The sequence below is a fragment of the Mucilaginibacter sp. P4_G9 genome, assembly GCF_056400985.1.
In genome coordinates this window covers 1-16,314 of the sequence record NZ_JBFUKF010000092.1, presented here as the reverse complement: position 1 = coordinate 16,314, position 16,314 = coordinate 1, and the positions used below count along the sequence as shown (strand labels likewise).

Annotated in this window: 17 protein-coding genes; 4 read left to right on the top strand and 13 right to left on the bottom strand. The window is 42.1% G+C overall.

All coding sequences use genetic code 11. The features are described 5' to 3' along the window. Positions 1-249 precede the first annotated feature (249 nt). On the top strand, positions 250-432 hold the full coding sequence (locus tag AC1DPZ_RS10600; RefSeq protein WP_477403012.1) for a hypothetical protein: 183 nt from the start codon (positions 250-252) through the stop codon (positions 430-432). Positions 433-514: 82 nt separating this feature from the next. Here AC1DPZ_RS10600 and AC1DPZ_RS10595 read toward each other — a convergent pair whose 3' ends face one another. The 5 genes from AC1DPZ_RS10595 to thrA form a co-directional block, all read right to left on the bottom strand. Beyond that, complete coding sequence (locus AC1DPZ_RS10595) at positions 515-886, bottom strand: hypothetical protein (protein ID WP_477403010.1); 372 nt, start codon at positions 884-886, stop codon at positions 515-517. 41 nt (positions 887-927) lie between these two features. Further along, positions 928-1,269: a hypothetical protein gene (locus AC1DPZ_RS10590; RefSeq protein ID WP_477403008.1), complete on the bottom strand. Its 342-nt coding sequence runs from the start codon at positions 1,267-1,269 to the stop codon at positions 928-930. Positions 1,270-1,305: 36 nt separating this feature from the next. Next, positions 1,306-2,616, bottom strand: a complete 1,311-nt coding sequence (thrC, locus tag AC1DPZ_RS10585) for a threonine synthase (protein WP_477403006.1) — start codon at positions 2,614-2,616, stop codon at positions 1,306-1,308. Between the two features lie 146 nt (positions 2,617-2,762). Next, positions 2,763-3,716 carry a homoserine kinase gene (locus tag AC1DPZ_RS10580; protein WP_477403017.1) on the bottom strand — a complete coding sequence of 318 codons (954 nt, stop codon included), beginning with the start codon at positions 3,714-3,716 and terminating at the stop codon, positions 2,763-2,765. Between the two features lie 96 nt (positions 3,717-3,812). Next, complete coding sequence (gene thrA / locus AC1DPZ_RS10575) at positions 3,813-6,263, bottom strand: bifunctional aspartate kinase/homoserine dehydrogenase I (RefSeq protein WP_477403015.1); 2,451 nt, start codon at positions 6,261-6,263, stop codon at positions 3,813-3,815. 255 nt (positions 6,264-6,518) lie between these two features. Here thrA and rsgA point away from each other — a divergent pair, with 255 nt between their 5' ends. Then, positions 6,519-7,439: a ribosome small subunit-dependent GTPase A gene (rsgA, locus tag AC1DPZ_RS10570; protein ID WP_477403004.1), complete on the top strand. Its 921-nt coding sequence runs from the start codon at positions 6,519-6,521 to the stop codon at positions 7,437-7,439. Positions 7,440-7,460: 21 nt separating this feature from the next. Here rsgA and AC1DPZ_RS10565 read toward each other — a convergent pair whose 3' ends face one another. From AC1DPZ_RS10565 to dtd, 5 genes are all read right to left on the bottom strand, one after another. Continuing rightward, on the bottom strand, positions 7,461-8,624 hold the full coding sequence (locus tag AC1DPZ_RS10565; RefSeq protein WP_477403002.1) for a serine hydrolase domain-containing protein: 1,164 nt from the start codon (positions 8,622-8,624) through the stop codon (positions 7,461-7,463). Between the two features lie 126 nt (positions 8,625-8,750). Further along, complete coding sequence (locus AC1DPZ_RS10560; protein WP_477403000.1) at positions 8,751-9,551, bottom strand: helix-turn-helix domain-containing protein; 801 nt, start codon at positions 9,549-9,551, stop codon at positions 8,751-8,753. A gap of 26 nt (positions 9,552-9,577) precedes the next feature. After that, positions 9,578-10,813 (bottom strand): cystathionine gamma-synthase family protein, encoded by a 1,236-nt coding sequence (locus tag AC1DPZ_RS10555; protein WP_477402998.1) that lies wholly within the window; start codon positions 10,811-10,813, stop codon positions 9,578-9,580. A gap of 187 nt (positions 10,814-11,000) precedes the next feature. Then, positions 11,001-11,375 carry a GxxExxY protein gene (locus AC1DPZ_RS10550; protein ID WP_477402996.1) on the bottom strand — a complete coding sequence of 125 codons (375 nt, stop codon included), beginning with the start codon at positions 11,373-11,375 and terminating at the stop codon, positions 11,001-11,003. Between the two features lie 66 nt (positions 11,376-11,441). Further along, entirely contained in the window at positions 11,442-11,894 is a 453-nt protein-coding gene (gene dtd / locus AC1DPZ_RS10545; protein WP_477402994.1) for a D-aminoacyl-tRNA deacylase, read from the bottom strand. 378 nt (positions 11,895-12,272) lie between these two features. Between dtd and AC1DPZ_RS10540 the strand changes: the two genes are divergently transcribed. Together AC1DPZ_RS10540 and AC1DPZ_RS10535 are read left to right on the top strand one after the other, a co-directional pair. After that, the gene (locus AC1DPZ_RS10540) at positions 12,273-12,599 is read left to right on the top strand and encodes a nucleotide pyrophosphohydrolase (protein WP_477402992.1); all 327 of its coding nucleotides are present in this window, start codon (positions 12,273-12,275) and stop codon (positions 12,597-12,599) included. A gap of 121 nt (positions 12,600-12,720) precedes the next feature. Continuing rightward, positions 12,721-13,575, top strand: a complete 855-nt coding sequence (locus AC1DPZ_RS10535) for a DUF4349 domain-containing protein (RefSeq protein ID WP_477402990.1) — start codon at positions 12,721-12,723, stop codon at positions 13,573-13,575. A 47-nt stretch (positions 13,576-13,622) separates the two neighbouring features. Here AC1DPZ_RS10535 and AC1DPZ_RS10530 read toward each other — a convergent pair whose 3' ends face one another. From AC1DPZ_RS10530 to AC1DPZ_RS10520, 3 genes are all read right to left on the bottom strand, one after another. Continuing rightward, on the bottom strand, positions 13,623-14,375 hold the full coding sequence (locus AC1DPZ_RS10530; RefSeq protein ID WP_477402988.1) for a 2-phosphosulfolactate phosphatase: 753 nt from the start codon (positions 14,373-14,375) through the stop codon (positions 13,623-13,625). 67 nt (positions 14,376-14,442) lie between these two features. Then, entirely contained in the window at positions 14,443-15,525 is a 1,083-nt protein-coding gene (gene gcvT, locus AC1DPZ_RS10525; RefSeq protein WP_477402986.1) for a glycine cleavage system aminomethyltransferase GcvT, read from the bottom strand. A 58-nt stretch (positions 15,526-15,583) separates the two neighbouring features. Continuing rightward, on the bottom strand, positions 15,584-16,314 hold a 731-nt coding region (locus AC1DPZ_RS10520), incomplete at its 5' end, for a glycosyltransferase family 4 protein (RefSeq protein WP_477402984.1).

Sequence of the window (16,314 nt, the reverse complement as noted above, 5' to 3'; positions counted from 1 at the left end):
GGTCGGTACCTTCCTGTAAAGAGCGGCCGGCATCCTGTTCTTCATTCCAGTCGGATGTGCAAACAGTGGCCAGGAAATTCTTCATTTCCTGTTCATCATCAAAAATGGTACGGTATACGTAATGTGGATTCCAGTCAATTAAAACTGCACCGAGGTCGAATATGATAGTGTTGATCATGTTATTAAAGCTTTGAGCAAATAAACACTTTAAAAATTATTTAGTAAATTAGATTGTTAAATAAGTTTATCATGCTGACAAAGGAAGACGTATTAAAAACAGTAAATGATTTGCCGGGTGAATTTAGCTTTGAAGATATACTGGACAGACTAATGCTGCTAAATAAAATTGATATTGGTTTGGAACAATCAAATAATGACGAAACATTATCAACAAAAGAAGCTGAAGAAAGCCTGGCCAAATGGTTGAAATAATAAATCAAAAATTGATGTGCTAACAGTGCATCATAGTAAAAGATTGCTTTCAAATAACCCTCAGTTTAATAAATAAAGAGCATTATTTATTAGCAGTATGCTCATAAATCTTGGCATCTGTTACTACAGAGTCCTTTAGCGATAGGATAAGCTGTTTTACATAGCGCGGTTTTCCGGGCTTGTTTAATTCTTCAATTTCATAAACCATCTGGCTTTGATTGCTCTGTTGCGGGCGGTGCAACAGGTGAATAACCTCCTGGTATTTTAAACCTTTTAGTTTGTGATTTTGCAACAGATCGTCAACCATATTGGCACGATAGCTAAAGGTCAGGCCATCCCCATCATTCCAGTTGTCACTATTGAATTTTTGATGCCGTTTACAAGCAGCAAATGACAGGATAATTAAGCCAAGCACGACGATGATATTTTTGTTAAGTATTAAAGTAGGTTTCACAGATCAAATATAACTACGAATTGTAAGTTTATAAGGAATGGTTACGGTTTTTTCCATTCTTCAATCGTAACTTTATTGATAATCGAATCTTTATTAAATTCAATCGAAAGATTTTTTGAATAAACCGGGTCGATATCCGATCCAAAATCCTCCACAATTCGATAGTAAACACCAATTGAATCTCGGGCGTTGCCTTGAGGATCACCCAATAATTCTACCATTTGTTTGTAGCTCAATCCCTTTAATTTGTGATTTTTTATGAGGTCATCAATCATATTGTCGCGCCTTGGATAGTCCCAGTCTTCCTGCTCCAGCCATTTTTCTTTGTCAAAAGGCATGTTGCTGGTTAGCCGTCTACACCCGAAAATGGATAGCGTTGCCATGGATGAAATCAAAATGATTTTTTAAACCGCATTCGATTACTTAGCGTTCAGCAAATACCCTTTAAAATCTTTAAAATCCTTGGTTAAAGCAATTGCGAGTTTGGTTTTTGATTCTAACTCTTTCACTTGTGCCGGTACGTCAATTTTGGCGGCTATTTCATCACTAAAAACATCGGGGAATTTGCAGGGATGGGCAGTTGCTAAAAATACGCCCGCGGTATCTGCACTGCCATGATCGTGCTGATAGTCTGTTAAAGCCTGCCAGGCAATGGCCGTATGCGGACAAACCACGTAATCATAAGTATCAAATACCCAGTTGATGGCTTTTACAGTTTCTTCGTCGTTATAGGTAAAGCCCACCACTAATTTCTTCAACTCTTCCATGTCTGCCTTAAACAGGTCGGCAATACGTACCCAATTGCTCGGGTTGCCAACATCCATGGCGTTTGATAGCGTTGCTACCGATGGCTTGGGCTGATAAATACCTGTTTTCAAAAACGAGGGCACGGTGTCATTTGCGTTGGTGGCGGCTATGAATTTCTCTACTGGCAAACCCATTTTCCAGGCCAGTAAACCCGCGCCGATGTTGCCAAAATTACCACTGGGTACAGAGAACACTACTTTTTTAACGCCCTGCCTTAACAGCTGCGCGTATGCGTTAAAGTAATAGAAAGTTTGAGGCACTAAACGGGCTATATTAATAGAGTTGGCCGATGTTAAGCGGAATTTTTCATTCAGTTCGGCATCGGTAAAGGCTTGTTTAACCAGGGCCTGGCAATCGTCAAAAGTGCCGTCTATTTCCAGCGCACGAATGTTTTTACCATTGGTTGTTAGCTGTTGTTCCTGTACGCCGCTTACCTTGCCTTTTGGGTATAAAATAGTAACCCTTGTATTAGGTACACCTAAAAAGCCCAAAGCGACAGCGCCGCCGGTATCACCACTTGTAGCAACCAAAACGTCAAGTTGTTTTTCGCCATCCTCTAAAAAATAGCTCATTACCCGGCTCATGAAACGGGCGCCAAAATCTTTAAACGCCAGTGATGGTCCGTGAAAAAGTTCCAGTACATGTACGTTATCATCCAGTTTTACAACAGGTGCATCAAAGTTGATGGCATCATCAATCAAAGCCTTTAAGTCATCTATGGGCATAGAATCGCCTAAAAGGTTTTTAGCTGCCTCAAAAGCAATTTCGGGCAGGGTATATTTATCCAGATTGCTGATAAAATCATCACTTAACCGCGGTATGCTGATGGGCATGTATAAACCTTTATCCTGCGGCATGCTGTTAAACACCGCGTCTTTAAAAGATACTTCTGATTGAATGTTGTTGGTACTGTAGAGTTTCATTTTGATTTTGGAATTCGGAATTTCGATTTCGGATTTGTTGGGGATGTCATGCTGAGCTTGTCGAAGCATGGTGGCAGGCCTCTGCGCGCGTCCTTCGGCAGGCTCAGGATGACATCCTTTTTGACTTTTGAATTTTCACTTTTGACTTAAAGAACCCTTGGTCCCGCATCATTTATAGTTGATACATAACCATTCGAACCAATTTTAAGACCTGTTAAGTGCTTTTGCAGTTTTTGAGTGATGCGCCTGGCTGTATCTTCATCTTTTGTAAAAGCGAAAACGGATGGACCCGAGCCGGAGATGCCGAAGCTTACCGCGCCCAATTCCATGGCCATTTCGCGCATTTTGTAAAAATCGGGGATCAGCATCGAGCGTACGGGTTCAACCAAAACGTCCTTCATGCTGCGGCCTATCAGGTCAATGTCGTTCATAAATAGGCCGCTTACCAGGCCTGCAATATTACCCCATTGGGTAACGGCATCCTTCATCTGGATGTTTTTACGGATAATCTGGCGGGCCTCCCTTGTTGGCACATCCACATCGGGAAACACAATGGCGCACCATAAACCGGCCGGATGTGGCAAACGCACAACATCCAAGGGCTCGTAACTGCGGATGAGTACAAAACCGCCCAAAAGCGCCGGCGCTACGTTATCGGCATGGCCGTGACCACAGGCCATTTCTTCACCCTTCATCGCGAAAGGTAACAGTTTAGCCGGATCACTATCATCGCCCAATAAGGTTTTGATGGCGAACAAACCTGCTACCGTACTTGCCGAGCTTGAACCAAGCCCGCTACCTATTGGCATTTTTTTATGCAGTTCGATGTCCAGCCCGATATCGGTACGGCCAACGCTTTGCAAATAATGCTGCACGCTCACGCTCACCGTGTTTTTTGCCGGATCCATCGGCAAACGTCCGTCGTCGCCGGTAATTTTGCTAATGGTAATGCCCGGTTTATTGGTCATCCGCATAATCACTTCGTCGCCGGGTTCATTAACCGCGAAACCGAGCACATCAAAACCACATACTACATTGGCAACGGTAGCCGGGGCAAAAACGTGAACGCCCCCCCCCCCCCTGAAGGGGGAGCTAACGATGGGGTTGGTTTTAAATCTTGTATCTTATTATCTTCCATATAAATATCAAACTATAGTTCCCCCTTTAGGGGGTTAGGGGGCTYGAGGGACTGTGCTCTAATTCGCTCCCAGGTTAATCAGATCAGCAAATACACCGGCAGCGGTTACTTCGGCACCTGCGCCCGGGCCTTTTACTACCAGCGGGCGTTCTTTGTACCTGTCGGTTGTAAAAGATATAATGTTATCACTGCCCGATAGCATGTAGAACGGGTGGTTTTCATCAACCATTTGCAGGGTGATGGTTACTTTACCATCCTCCAGCTTGCCTATGTAGCGCAATACTTTACCATCTTTTTCGGCCTGGTCTTTTAGTTTTGCAAAATGGGCATCCTCGGTTTTAAGGGTAGCGTAAAAATCATCAACCGTTTTGGCTTCCAGGCTGGCTTTTGGTAATACGCTTTCAATTTCAACGTCTGCCTCTTCCATTGCGTAACCTGCATCGCGGGCAAGGATGAGCATTTTGCGCATAAAATCTTTCCCGCTCAGGTCGTCGCGCGGATCGGGTTCGGTATAGCCTTTTTCCTGGGCCTCTTTTACCACATCATGAAAATTGGCATCGCCTTTAAAGTTATTAAAGATGAAGGATATGGTTCCGGATAGGATGGCTTCGATGCGTTGTACCCTGTCGCCGCTATTCATCAGGTTTTTTAGTGTATTAATGATAGGTAAGCCTGCACCCACATTGGTTTCGTAAAAGAAATCGACACCATGGCGGCGGGCGGTATCTTTAAATGTACGGTATTGTTTATAGCTGGCCGAGTTACCTATTTTATTACAGGTGATAACCGAGATATTGGCTTTAAAAACTTCCTCATAAAAACCTACCGGTACAGGGCTGGCGGTGTTATCAATAAACACGCAGTTTGGCAGGTTCATATCTTTCATTTTATCAATGAACTCTTTTAGGTCGGCAGCGTATGGTGAAGCTTCGATATCATTTTGCCAGGTATCTAAAGAGATACCATCGCTGTTAAAAGTCATTTTGCGGGTATTGCTGATACCGGCTATTTTAACCTGGATGCCATTATTATCTTTTAAATACTCGCTGTGGGCATTCAGCTGGTTAAATAGTGTTTTACCAATGTTGCCGGTACCCAGGCAGAAAGCATGCAGGGTTTTGGTTAGTTGCACAAAAAAAGCATCGTGTACCGCGTTTAGCGCCTTAGCCAGGTCATGGGCCGATATGATAACCGAGATATTATACTCGGATGAACCCTGAGCTATAGCCCTCACGTTAACTCCGTTTCGGCCCAGTGCATGGAACAACTTGCCCGACATGCCCGGTGTTTGCTTCATGTTTTCGCCTACTACAGCAAGGATAGCCAGGTTTTTTTCGATAACCAGGTGCTCCAGTTTTTTGGCCAGGAGTTCAAGCTCAAATTCCTGCTCTATCAGCTGTTTAGCCTTTTCGGTATCCTGTGGCTGTACCGCGAAGGTGATGCTGTGTTCTGACGACGATTGGGTGATTAAAATGATATTGATTTGCTCCCTGGCCAACAGCGAGAATAAACGACCGCTAAAACCGGATTTTCCTACCATGCCGCTACCTTCTAAATTAAGGATGCTGATATTATTGATAGAGGAGATTCCTTTGATAGGCAGGCTTGATGCTTTACAATCATGGCGGATTACCGTGCCTTCAAACTCCGGTTCAAAAGTGTTTTTGATAACGATGGGGATCTTTTTCAGGAATGCCGGGATCATGGTTGGCGGATAAATCACCTTGGCGCCGAAATAAGATAGCTCCATGGCTTCGGTATAGGTAAGCTCGGTTAAGGAAAACGCTTTTTTAACCATACGCGGGTCGGCGGTCATCATACCGTTTACATCAGTCCAAATCTGGATTTCTTTGGCGTTTAGCGCCGCGCCGAAGATAGCAGCGGTATAATCAGAGCCACCGCGGCCTAAAGTGGTGGTTTGGCCGGCATCGTTACCTGCTATAAAACCGGTAACAAACAATATTTTATTTTTATTTTCCTGGTGTAAACCGCGGATCAGTTGCTCCGTAAGCTCGKTGTTCACTTTGGCATTGCCAAAAGCACTGTCGGTTTTAATTACGTCGGCAGCATCAACATACAATACTTCTTTAAAATACTGGGCGGCAATTTTGCTCACCATTATGGTTGAGCAGCGTTCGCCGTAGCTTAACACCTGGTCGCGGGTTTTGGGTGTAAGTTCTCTTAGGGTTAGTACACCCTGCAATAATTCCTCTAACTGGTTAAAGTGAATTTTTAAACGGGTAAAGGCCGGGTTTTGATTTTGCACATCAAGCAGGCTTTTTACCACTTCAAAATGGCGTCTTTCCAGCTCGGCTAATGATGCGGTAAACTCTTTACCATTGGCGGCGTCTTCGGCCATTGCAGCAAGCAGGTTGGTTACCCCGCCCATGGCCGATAATACAACTACCGGCTTGTCTTCATTTTTAACTTCATCTTTTAGTATGTTTAAAAGAGTTTGGATGCTTGCAACTGATCCTACGGATGTGCCACCGAATTTTAGAACTTTCATTGTTGGGTTAGTATCAATATTAATAAGAAAGCCCTCCTCTTTGCGGAGGAAGGCTTTCATTTGGTTTCTTTTATGTTTTACACCATACGATTATCTTCCCCCGGTAATTTTGCCGATGGTAATAATTGATGTAATAATGGTGTTGTTAACTATCATATTTAATGTCGACAAAGTAAATAGATATTTTCCTAATTCGCAAGCTAAAAATGTTTTATTTTTTCAATGCCTGTTATGTTTCCTAAATTGCACCCCTAAATGCAGGGATTAATTACAAAATCGACCGGAAGCTGGTACCAGGTGCAAACACCCGACGGGCAAAAAATAGACTGCCGGATAAAAGGAAAGTTTAGGATGCAAGGTATCACTACCACCAATCCGGTGGCAGTAGGCGACGTGGTGGATTTTGATATGGAGCCCGAGCAGGAAAACGGCGTGATAATAAAGCTGCACCAGCGTAAAAATTATATTATTCGCAAAGCCATTAACCTGAGCAAGCAGGCCCAGATCATTGCCGCCAACCTCGACCAGGCGCTATTGGTAGTTACTTTGGCCTCGCCACGTACCTCATTAGGGTTTATAGACCGCTTTTTGGTTACAGCCGAAGCCTATGATATCCCTGCCAGGCTGATCTTCAATAAACTCGACCTGTTTAGCGACGAAGGACTGGAGATACTGGCCGACCTGAAAGCCGTGTACGAAAAAATTGGCTACCCTTGCTTTGAAGTATCGGCGTTGGAGGGCACCAACATTGATAAAGTACAGGAACTTTTAAAAGATAAAGTAACCCTTTTTTCGGGCCATTCCGGCGTAGGTAAATCAAGCCTGATTAACGCCCTTTTGCCCAGCCTGGACCTGCGCACCCATATGGTATCCGAATGGAGCGATAAGGGAATGCACACTACCACCTTTGCCGAAATGTTTGAACTGCCCCAGGGCGGGTTTATCATTGATACACCCGGCATCCGCGAACTGGGTGTCATCGATATAGAGAAAAATGAACTATGCCACTTTTTCCCCGAGATGCGCTCGCGTATGAACCAATGCCGGTTCAACAATTGCCGCCATATTAATGAGCCCGGCTGTGCTGTACTTGAAGCTTTGGAAGAGGGCGAGATAGAATTATCGCGCTATGAAAGCTATTTGAGCATTTATCATGGGAATGATACGAGGGCTTAAAGAAGGGTCAAGAAAAAGGAATTACGGCGTACCACTTGCTGCTTTTACCAGGATATCAACTATCAATTGTTTATTGGGTAAATATTTATTGGTTAAAAACAAGCCTCCCATACCCGTGCCAGGATTAAAGAACAGGAACGTGCCAACGCCGGGGTCGTCACCATCATGGCCAATAGTGCCGTTGGTATACAAATTCCAAAAGATGCCTTTATTCCGGTAGGTTAAATTGATGTATTTGGGTGGATGTTCTTTGGAAAATTGAGGCGTAAACATCGTTTTAAAAGAAAGAGGATTTAATAAAGCTTTATCGCCGTGGTATCCCCTGATCATCGCCATCAGGTATTTACTTAAATCGGCGGCCGATGTTTTCAGTCCCCCGTCGGGATAGGTAAGCAAATCGTAAAGGGGGAAGCACCGGCTTTGATCGTAATAAAGCCGGGCATGGTCTTTTAAATTTACCGAACTTACCGACCACCCGGAATGCGACATTTTTAGCGGCGTTAAAATATATTTGCGGGTAAAATCGGCATAAGATAATCCCGACTTAATTTCGATGAGATAAGCCACTAATGCCGACCCAATGTTACTATAAGTAGAAGCACTACCAGCCAGCCCCTGGCCAAAATTTGCCTTGTTATAATATTTACCCTCCTGCGCCAGGTAGTTATAAAAAAAGCTTTTCAAGGTAGTATCCTTCACCTTATCCCCAAAACCTAATTGCTGCAACAGGCCGAACGCCGTGCTATCATACGAACGTAACTTAGGATAGAATTTGTAGGTGTAGGGGTAAATTTCGGGGTTATCAATAATACCCGACGTATGGTTGGCCAATTCCCTTATGGTTATTTTACTATCCGGCTGGTTGGGGTTAATCACTTTAAAAGGTAAAATTTGGTTGATATCGGTTTCGAGGGTAAAATATTTTAGTTCGATAGCCTTCATCAAGGCAACCGCAATTACCGTTTTACTTACCGACCCTATATTTTGAACGGTGCTTGTTGTATAGGGAATTTTGTTGCCCACATCGGCGTAGCCGAAGTTTTTTTGATAGATAACTTTATGCGCATTAACCAAAACCACACTTAGTCCCGGTAGGCTGTCTTTTAAAAAAGCCTGATTTAATTTATAGGTAAGCGAGTCGGAGTTGATTTGGGCCGTAGTTCTATTATAAACAAATAGTAACAAGCAGCAGGCTAATAAGCAACGCCTGATTATTATACTTTTTAACATGGAGATAAATTAAATTACCTTAAATAAGGCGATTCAAAAATAATAAGATAAGATGCCTGAAAATAGTATAAAAGCGAACGCCTAAAATTTAAATGGTAAAATATAGTCGGTTTTATTAAACTTGGCCGGGGAGCTTTCCATTATCGTTGTATAACTTTTAATAAAGTGCGACTGATCATAATAACCATATCTAAATGCCAGGCTGGTTAGCGATTGCTTTGCGCCCAATTCATTTATTAAAGACCTGATCTTTAATATAGAATAAGTCTCCTTGGGCGACAGACCCACATATTGTTTAAACTTTTTTTCGATATGTCTTTTAGAAAAACCAATCTGCGCGGATAAATCAATCATTTTTAATGGCGAATGGGTTAAACTGCTATTAAAAAGGGTAAAAACAGTTTTAATCATAGCTGTATCGTAACTGCCTGATAAATCCTTTTCAATTACGCTGTATATGGCTTTGATTAATACGGTATCATCTGTAATATCCAGGTTATTTAATACCTCATACAGCTTTTTGTTAAGCAGTTTAACTTCAGTAATCTGATCTGTTAATTCATTTTGCGGGCATTGGGTAAATAACGAAGCAGCCCAGGGAGATATCTGGGCCATTATAGCTTTTGAAAACGGATTGATACTTAATTTTATTCTTTGGGTTATCTGTCCAACAAAATAAATGCCTGGTTTTAAATTAACTTCATTACTGCCTGTTTCTATTAAAGCCCCGTTTCCGCTAATAAAAGCCAATGTGAAGCTACCGTTTGGCAATGCGTATAATCCATCTGTAAAAAGAGGATTATGCAGGTTATTAACTATCCAGAATTTACGGATATATGATTTAACGCCAATATCTGCAGCTATTTCTGCGTAGTTAAACATTATAGCAATGTAGCAATTAAAACTATCTACTCCAACGCGTTCCTAAAATCTTCTACCAGATCATCCAAATCTTCAATACCAACCGATAAACGGATCATGGTTTCGGGAATGCCCATTTCGGCCCGTCTTTCGGCGCCGAGCTCAAAAAATATGGTTTGCGCTACCGGGATAGCAAGCGTTCGTGTATCGCCCAGGTTACTTGATTTTACTACAAGCTGCAGCTTGTTTAAAAAAGCGAGGCAATCAATACTTTCATCCAGTTCGATGCTCATCAATCCACCAAATTTGGTAAATAGTTTTGCGGCCCTATCATGCTGCGGGTGGTTTACCAGTCCCGGATAAAACACCTTTTTTATTTTTGGATGGCTTTCAAAATAAGTAGCCAATGCCAACGCGTTGTTGCAGGCTCGTTCTAAACGTAAGGCCAGGGTCTCTGATCCTACAGAGATAGAATGAGCAGCTTCTGGCGATAATGTGCCGCCGGCATCACGTAAACCTTTCTTACGTACCTGCGTCATGCCCAGGGCTTCGGGTTTTACCTGGGTTTTAAAGCCGGGGAAAATATTAGGGTATACACTCCAGTCAAATAAACCGGTATCGGTAACACTGCCACCCAGGGCATCGCCATGGCCGCCAATGTATTTGGTTAATGAGTTGATAACCAGGCTGGCTTTAACATCAATGGGATTAAACAGGTAAGGCGAGGTCATGGTATTATCAACCACATATAAAATGCCTTTTTGCCGGCAAATTTCGCCAATGCTTTCCAGATCGGCTATTTGTGTAGCCGGGTTTGCTATTGTTTCAACAAAAACAAGCTTAGTGTTATCTTTAATTTCGCCGCGTACATTTTCTGCATCGGTAGCATCAACAAAAGTGATATCCAAACCCATATCGATATAAGTTTGAAAGATGCTGCGGCTGTTTCCGAACAGGAATGAGCTGGCAACAATATGGTCCCCATGCTTAATAAGCGCCATTATGGTAGCCGAAATAGCTGCCATGCCGGTTGAAAACGCAACAGAGGATAAGCCTTTTTCCATCTGGGTTACTTTGTGCTCCAGCGCGGTAACTGTAGGGTTGCCCTGGCGTGAGTATGCGTAACCTTTCTTTTTATTCTGGAAAATATCTACCAGGTCCTGCACATCCTCATGCCCGTAAGTAACCGAAGTATGAACGGGTTTATGTAAAGAACCGTGCTCAGGTTTGCCTAAGCGGTCGGAGTGTAGCAGGGTAGTTGTGAAGCCTCTTTTAGTCGTCATTGTGAACCTATTAGTAAAATAAAATAATAGCGGTTGCGAACTTAAGGATTTTTATGCACACGAATTTCACGAATTGGATCGAATTGACACAAATCTTATTGACACGAATTTTATGGACACGAATTCCACGAATGGGAACGAATTGACACAAATCAATTCGGATGGATTTTTCGAATTAAAGGGGATATTATATGATTACTCTTTGATATTCTACCGAGGGGGAGCCGAAATTTATTACAATACCTAATCTTAAGCCCGAGGCTTTTAAATAGTTGAGAGTTTGTTTAATATAGGGATCACCGATATAGTTTCCTGTTTTAATTTCAAGGATGATCGTGTTATATAATACAAAATCTGCAACAAAAAAGTGTTTGAGCTTTTGCTCTTTGTAGATAATGGAATATGGTTTCTCTTTCTCGAATGGGAGACCTAATCGTTTAAACTCAAACTCCAGGGCATCTTTATAAACAGCTTCCTTAAATCCATGCCCCAATATCTTATGAACTTCAAAACAAGCGCCAATTATTTTAAAAGATTCGTCCTTGAATAGTATTTCAGCCATATAATTATACACGAATTTCACTAATTGAATCGAATTTCACTAATTCAGCGATAAATAAATTCGTGTCTATTCTTTATCCTTTGTATCCATTACAATAGTCACCGGCCCATCATTCACTAAACTAATCTTCATATCGGCCCCAAAAATCCCTGTAGCTACTTTTTTACCCGTGATAATTTCCAGTGTTTTTATCATCTGTTCATACATAGGTATTGCCTTATCGGGTTTGGCGGCGCGAATAAATGATGGGCGGTTTCCTTTTTTGGTTTGAGCAAACAGCGTGAACTGCGATATTAGCAGGATATCCCCATTAATATCAGCCAATGCTTTATTCATCAAATCATTCTCATCACCAAAAACACGCATACCGGCAATTTTATTGGCCAGCCAGTTTAGGTCGTCTTCGGCATCTGCATCCTCAATCCCTATCAATACCAAAAAACCGGCGCCTATTTGCCCGGTAACCCGGCCATCAACTTTGCAACTTGCTTCGATAACCCGTTGTAATACTGCTCTCATATAGACATGAATTTTATGGACACGAATTTCACAAATTGGATCGAATTTCACGAATTCAAGCGGATTAGTAGCGAATAAAAACCACCACCCATTTTACCTGAAGCCCTGAACTCAGAACCGTACCAATTCGCCCAATCATTAAAATTCGTGTCAGTAAAGCCTTTTACCAATCAGATTTGTATCAATTCGAATTAATTCGTGACATTCGTCTTTATTTAAAATTCGTGTAATCTCCCCCTTTAATTCGAAAAATCCATCCGAATTGATTCGTGGCAATTCGCTCCATTCGTGAAATTCGTGTTTATAACATTCGTGTTTCATAACGTTCGGGACAATTCGATTTAATTCGTGAAATTCGTGTTTATTTAAATTCGTGTTATGGAAATTAAAGAAGCACAGCATCTTGTAGATAAGTGGATAAATACCATGGGTATCAGGTATTTTAATGAGCTTACCAATACGGCTATTTTGATGGAGGAAGTGGGCGAGGTGGCCCGCATTATGGCGAGGCAGTATGGTGAGCAATCATTCAAAAAATCAGATACGGAGGTTAACCTGGCTGATGAAATGGCAGATGTGCTGTTTGTATTGATATGCCTGGCTAACCAAACCGGTATCGACCTTACCGATGCGCTTGAAAAAAATATGGAAAAGAAAAGCATCCGCGATGCCGACCGGCACAGAAATAATGAGAAGCTGAAATGATGTTTTTTGAAATTATGCATTGATTTATTTATTTTAAACAAAATTAAATTTTGTTTATTTTGAATTTGCATAATATAATAAGGCAGGTTTCGTTTATTCTCAATAACTAAATTACCTTATTATGAAAATTTATCTCATTTCATTTACTTTATTGTTGACTTTTTCTGCCTGTGGGCATAAAGATGTAAAACAGAAAGAAGTGGCAACGGATATGATGTTGGCCCCCAAACCATCTGTAAACCAAAGCAAAGCCGCTTATGAAAAAGCTTATGACAAAAAGGCGCCTGATAGCAAAGAAACCGTTGACACATCTAAAAAAATAATTAAGGAGGGCGAGATCCGTTTCCAGGCGGGGAATCTGAAAGCTACCAGGGAAAAAATAGTTAGTTCATTAAAAAGCTTTGGCGGGTATGTTGCCGAAGAAAATGAAACTACAAATAGTGATAACAATCAAAAACAATATGATCTGAAAATTCGGATCCCCTCCAAAAATTTCGACACGTTCCTGGAGGCATTATCTGCCGATGCCGACCATATCGATACCAAAAATATTCGCAGAAGAGATGTTACTACCGAGTTTATTGATATAGCCACCCAGCTTAAAAACAAGCAACTGCTCGAAAGCCGTTACCTGGAGCTACTCAAGAAATCGACCAAAACAAGCGACCTTTTACAGATTGAGGATAAGCTTTCCGAGATCCGTACCGATATAGAATCGACCCAGGGGCAATTGAATTATTTGAGCAGGCAGGTTGCCTATAGTTCGCTGGATATTGTTTTTTACAATAAACAAACAGCCCAGATTGCCGACGAGGCATTTAGTTATAAATTTAAAACCGCTGTTTATGATGGTTGGAACATACTGCAAAGCCTGTTTTTTAACACAGTTATGATTTGGCCCATTATATTTATTGCTATTATTTTTTACTGGATATTTAAAAGGTGGAGAAAGAAAGGGGTGAAGAAGGCAGCCTAAGTTCTGCCTTCTTCTGCACCTGCATGATATTCATTGTTGAATATAATTTACCCCAATTTCACCAAGCGCTCACCATCTAAAACCGGGATGGCGGTGGTAATATCTACCTGCAGGCAAAACTCAATATCTTTTTCGATGCCTAATTTTTTCATTCGCTCGCCGTGGGATGTTTTTTTAAGGTAATCGTTAATGTTGTGCCTGCCTAACTGGTAAAGGTCGTTTGCGGCGATGGCGGCATCATCCAGCTCAAAGCCGTTTAATTTTAATTGTTCAATAACGGCACCGGCAAACAGGGTATCCTCCAGGTTGAAATTGTTTTTCCAGCCCGCGCACACCAGCAATATGTTTTCGTCCTGCGTTTTTAACCAGTCGCTAAGCGCTGTAAGGTTAAGGAACGAGCCTATCACAATTCTTTTCGCTGCGCGCGATAAATGCAGGGCATGGGTGCCGTTGGTGGTAGTAAGCACTATGGTTTTTCCGGCTACTTTTTCGGCAGCGTAGGAGAATGGCGAATTGCCAAAATCAAAACCATCAACTACTTTTCCGTCGCGTTCTGCTGCCAAAAGGTAATCCAGCCCTTTCTCTCTATACGCGGAACACTCCTCAACCTGTGATACCGGGATAATAGCCTCAGCACCATTTTCAATACCATAACATATAGATGATGTTGCCCTGAAAATATCAATAACCACTACAATGTGCTCTTCAACTTTGAAGAGCGGTATTAAAGCAGGAGTAAGGCAAACGTGTGCCCCCCGACCCCCTGAAGGGGGAGTTTGGGTATCGGTATTATTTGACATAGTTTTTAAATTAGTAATTGAAAGAGAAACTACTGTTTATAGTTCCCCCTTCAGGGGGTTAGTGGGCTTAGGCTTTATAAAAAGGCGGTTTTACAACCTTTGCTTTTACCTTGTTATCCCTTATGCTGATGTAAATTTCGGTGTCTTCTTTGGCAAATTCGGTTTTTACATAACCCAGGCCTATGGCTTTTTGCAGCGAGTAGGATTGTGTGCCTGATGTTACCTTGCCTATATTATTACCATCAGCATCAACAATAGGGTAATCATGACGTGGGATGCCGCGATCTATCATTTCAAAACCTACCAGCTTTTTGCTTACCCCTGTTTGTTTTTGCTCTTGCAGCGCTTCGGCATTGGTAAAATCCTTATTGAATTTGGTTACCCAACCCAGGCCGGCCTCTAAAGGCGAAGTAGTATCATCAATATCGTTACCGTACAGGCAAAAGCCCATTTCTAAACGTAAAGTATCGCGGGCGCCCAAACCAATTGGCTTTATGCCGAGTGGTTCGCCTGCCTTGAAAATAGCATCCCAGATCTGCTCTGCATATTGATTTTCGAAATAAATTTCAAAACCACCCGCGCCGGTATAACCCGTAGCCGAGATCAGTACATTATCAACGCCGGCAAATGTTCCCTTTTTAAAAGTATAGTATTCCATCGATACCAGGTCAATATCGGTAAGACCTTGCAGGGCTTCGGCAGCTTTGGGGCCTTGAATGGCCAGCAGCGAGGTACGATCGGATATGTTTTTCATATCAACGCCCGTGGTATTAAATTTTGAGATCCAGTTCCAGTCCTTATCAATATTTGATGCGTTAACCACCAGCATGTAGGTTTTCTCGTCAATACGATAAACCAGCAAATCGTCAACTATACCACCATCCTCATTTGGCAGGCATGAGTATTGTACTTTGCCATTGTACAGTTTTGAAGCATCGTTACTGGTAACCCTTTGTATCAGGTCGAGCGCGTTATCGCCTTTCAAAATAAACTCACCCATATGGCTCACGTCAAATACGCCAACAGCCTTGCGTACGGTTTCGTGTTCGGCATTTATGCCTGCATATTGTACGGGCATGTTGTAGCCGGCAAAGGGCACCATTTTGGCGCCTGTTTTTATATGGATATCGGTTAAAGCAGTATTCTTCATGCAAACTGTATAATAAGGCGCAAAAGTAATTATTTCCCGGGGAAATAAGCGGTAGCTTCTAAATCTCTCCGGGTTGTGGAGACTTTTTTGCAACGATCYTTTCCGGGGATGATCCCAAATTTTGATAAAACTTAACCAGCCCTTTGGTTACTTTGTTTACATCATGTTGCTGCTCTACCAGTTTACGGGCGTTTAAACCAATATTACAGCAAAATTCCTCATCGGTAATACAGCGTTCAATTGCTTCGTAAAACTCCTGTTGGTTATTAGCAATCATAATATTGGCTCCATTGGTAAAGTTGATGCCTTCGGCCCCTAATGAGGTAGATATGATGCATTTTTGCATGGCCATGCCTTCTACAATCTTCACCCGCATACCCCCGCTTGATAAAAGTGGAACTATCATTATGGCTTTACTGTTCACAAACTCAAAGGCATCATCAACTTCGCCCTGGATAAATATTTTGCCCATCACCTCATAGTCATCATAACTCTCGGGGATATTATGGCCCGCCACGTAAAATTTAACGCGCAGATCGCCTTCGGTAAGGTCCTTATAAAAATTATCAATAAACCACTCTATTCCTTCACGGTTGGGCAGCCAATCCAATGATCCGAGGAAAAAAAGGCTCGGGAATTCGGTTTTACTTAAATCAGGGTTGTAACGGGTTAAATCGATACCAACCGGGAAGATCTCTACCGGGATGGTGGTTCCGTAGGATAGGATTGTGATCTTATCTTCGGATGTAAATACCGCTATAGCATCAAATTTATTAAGCTGCTCCAGCT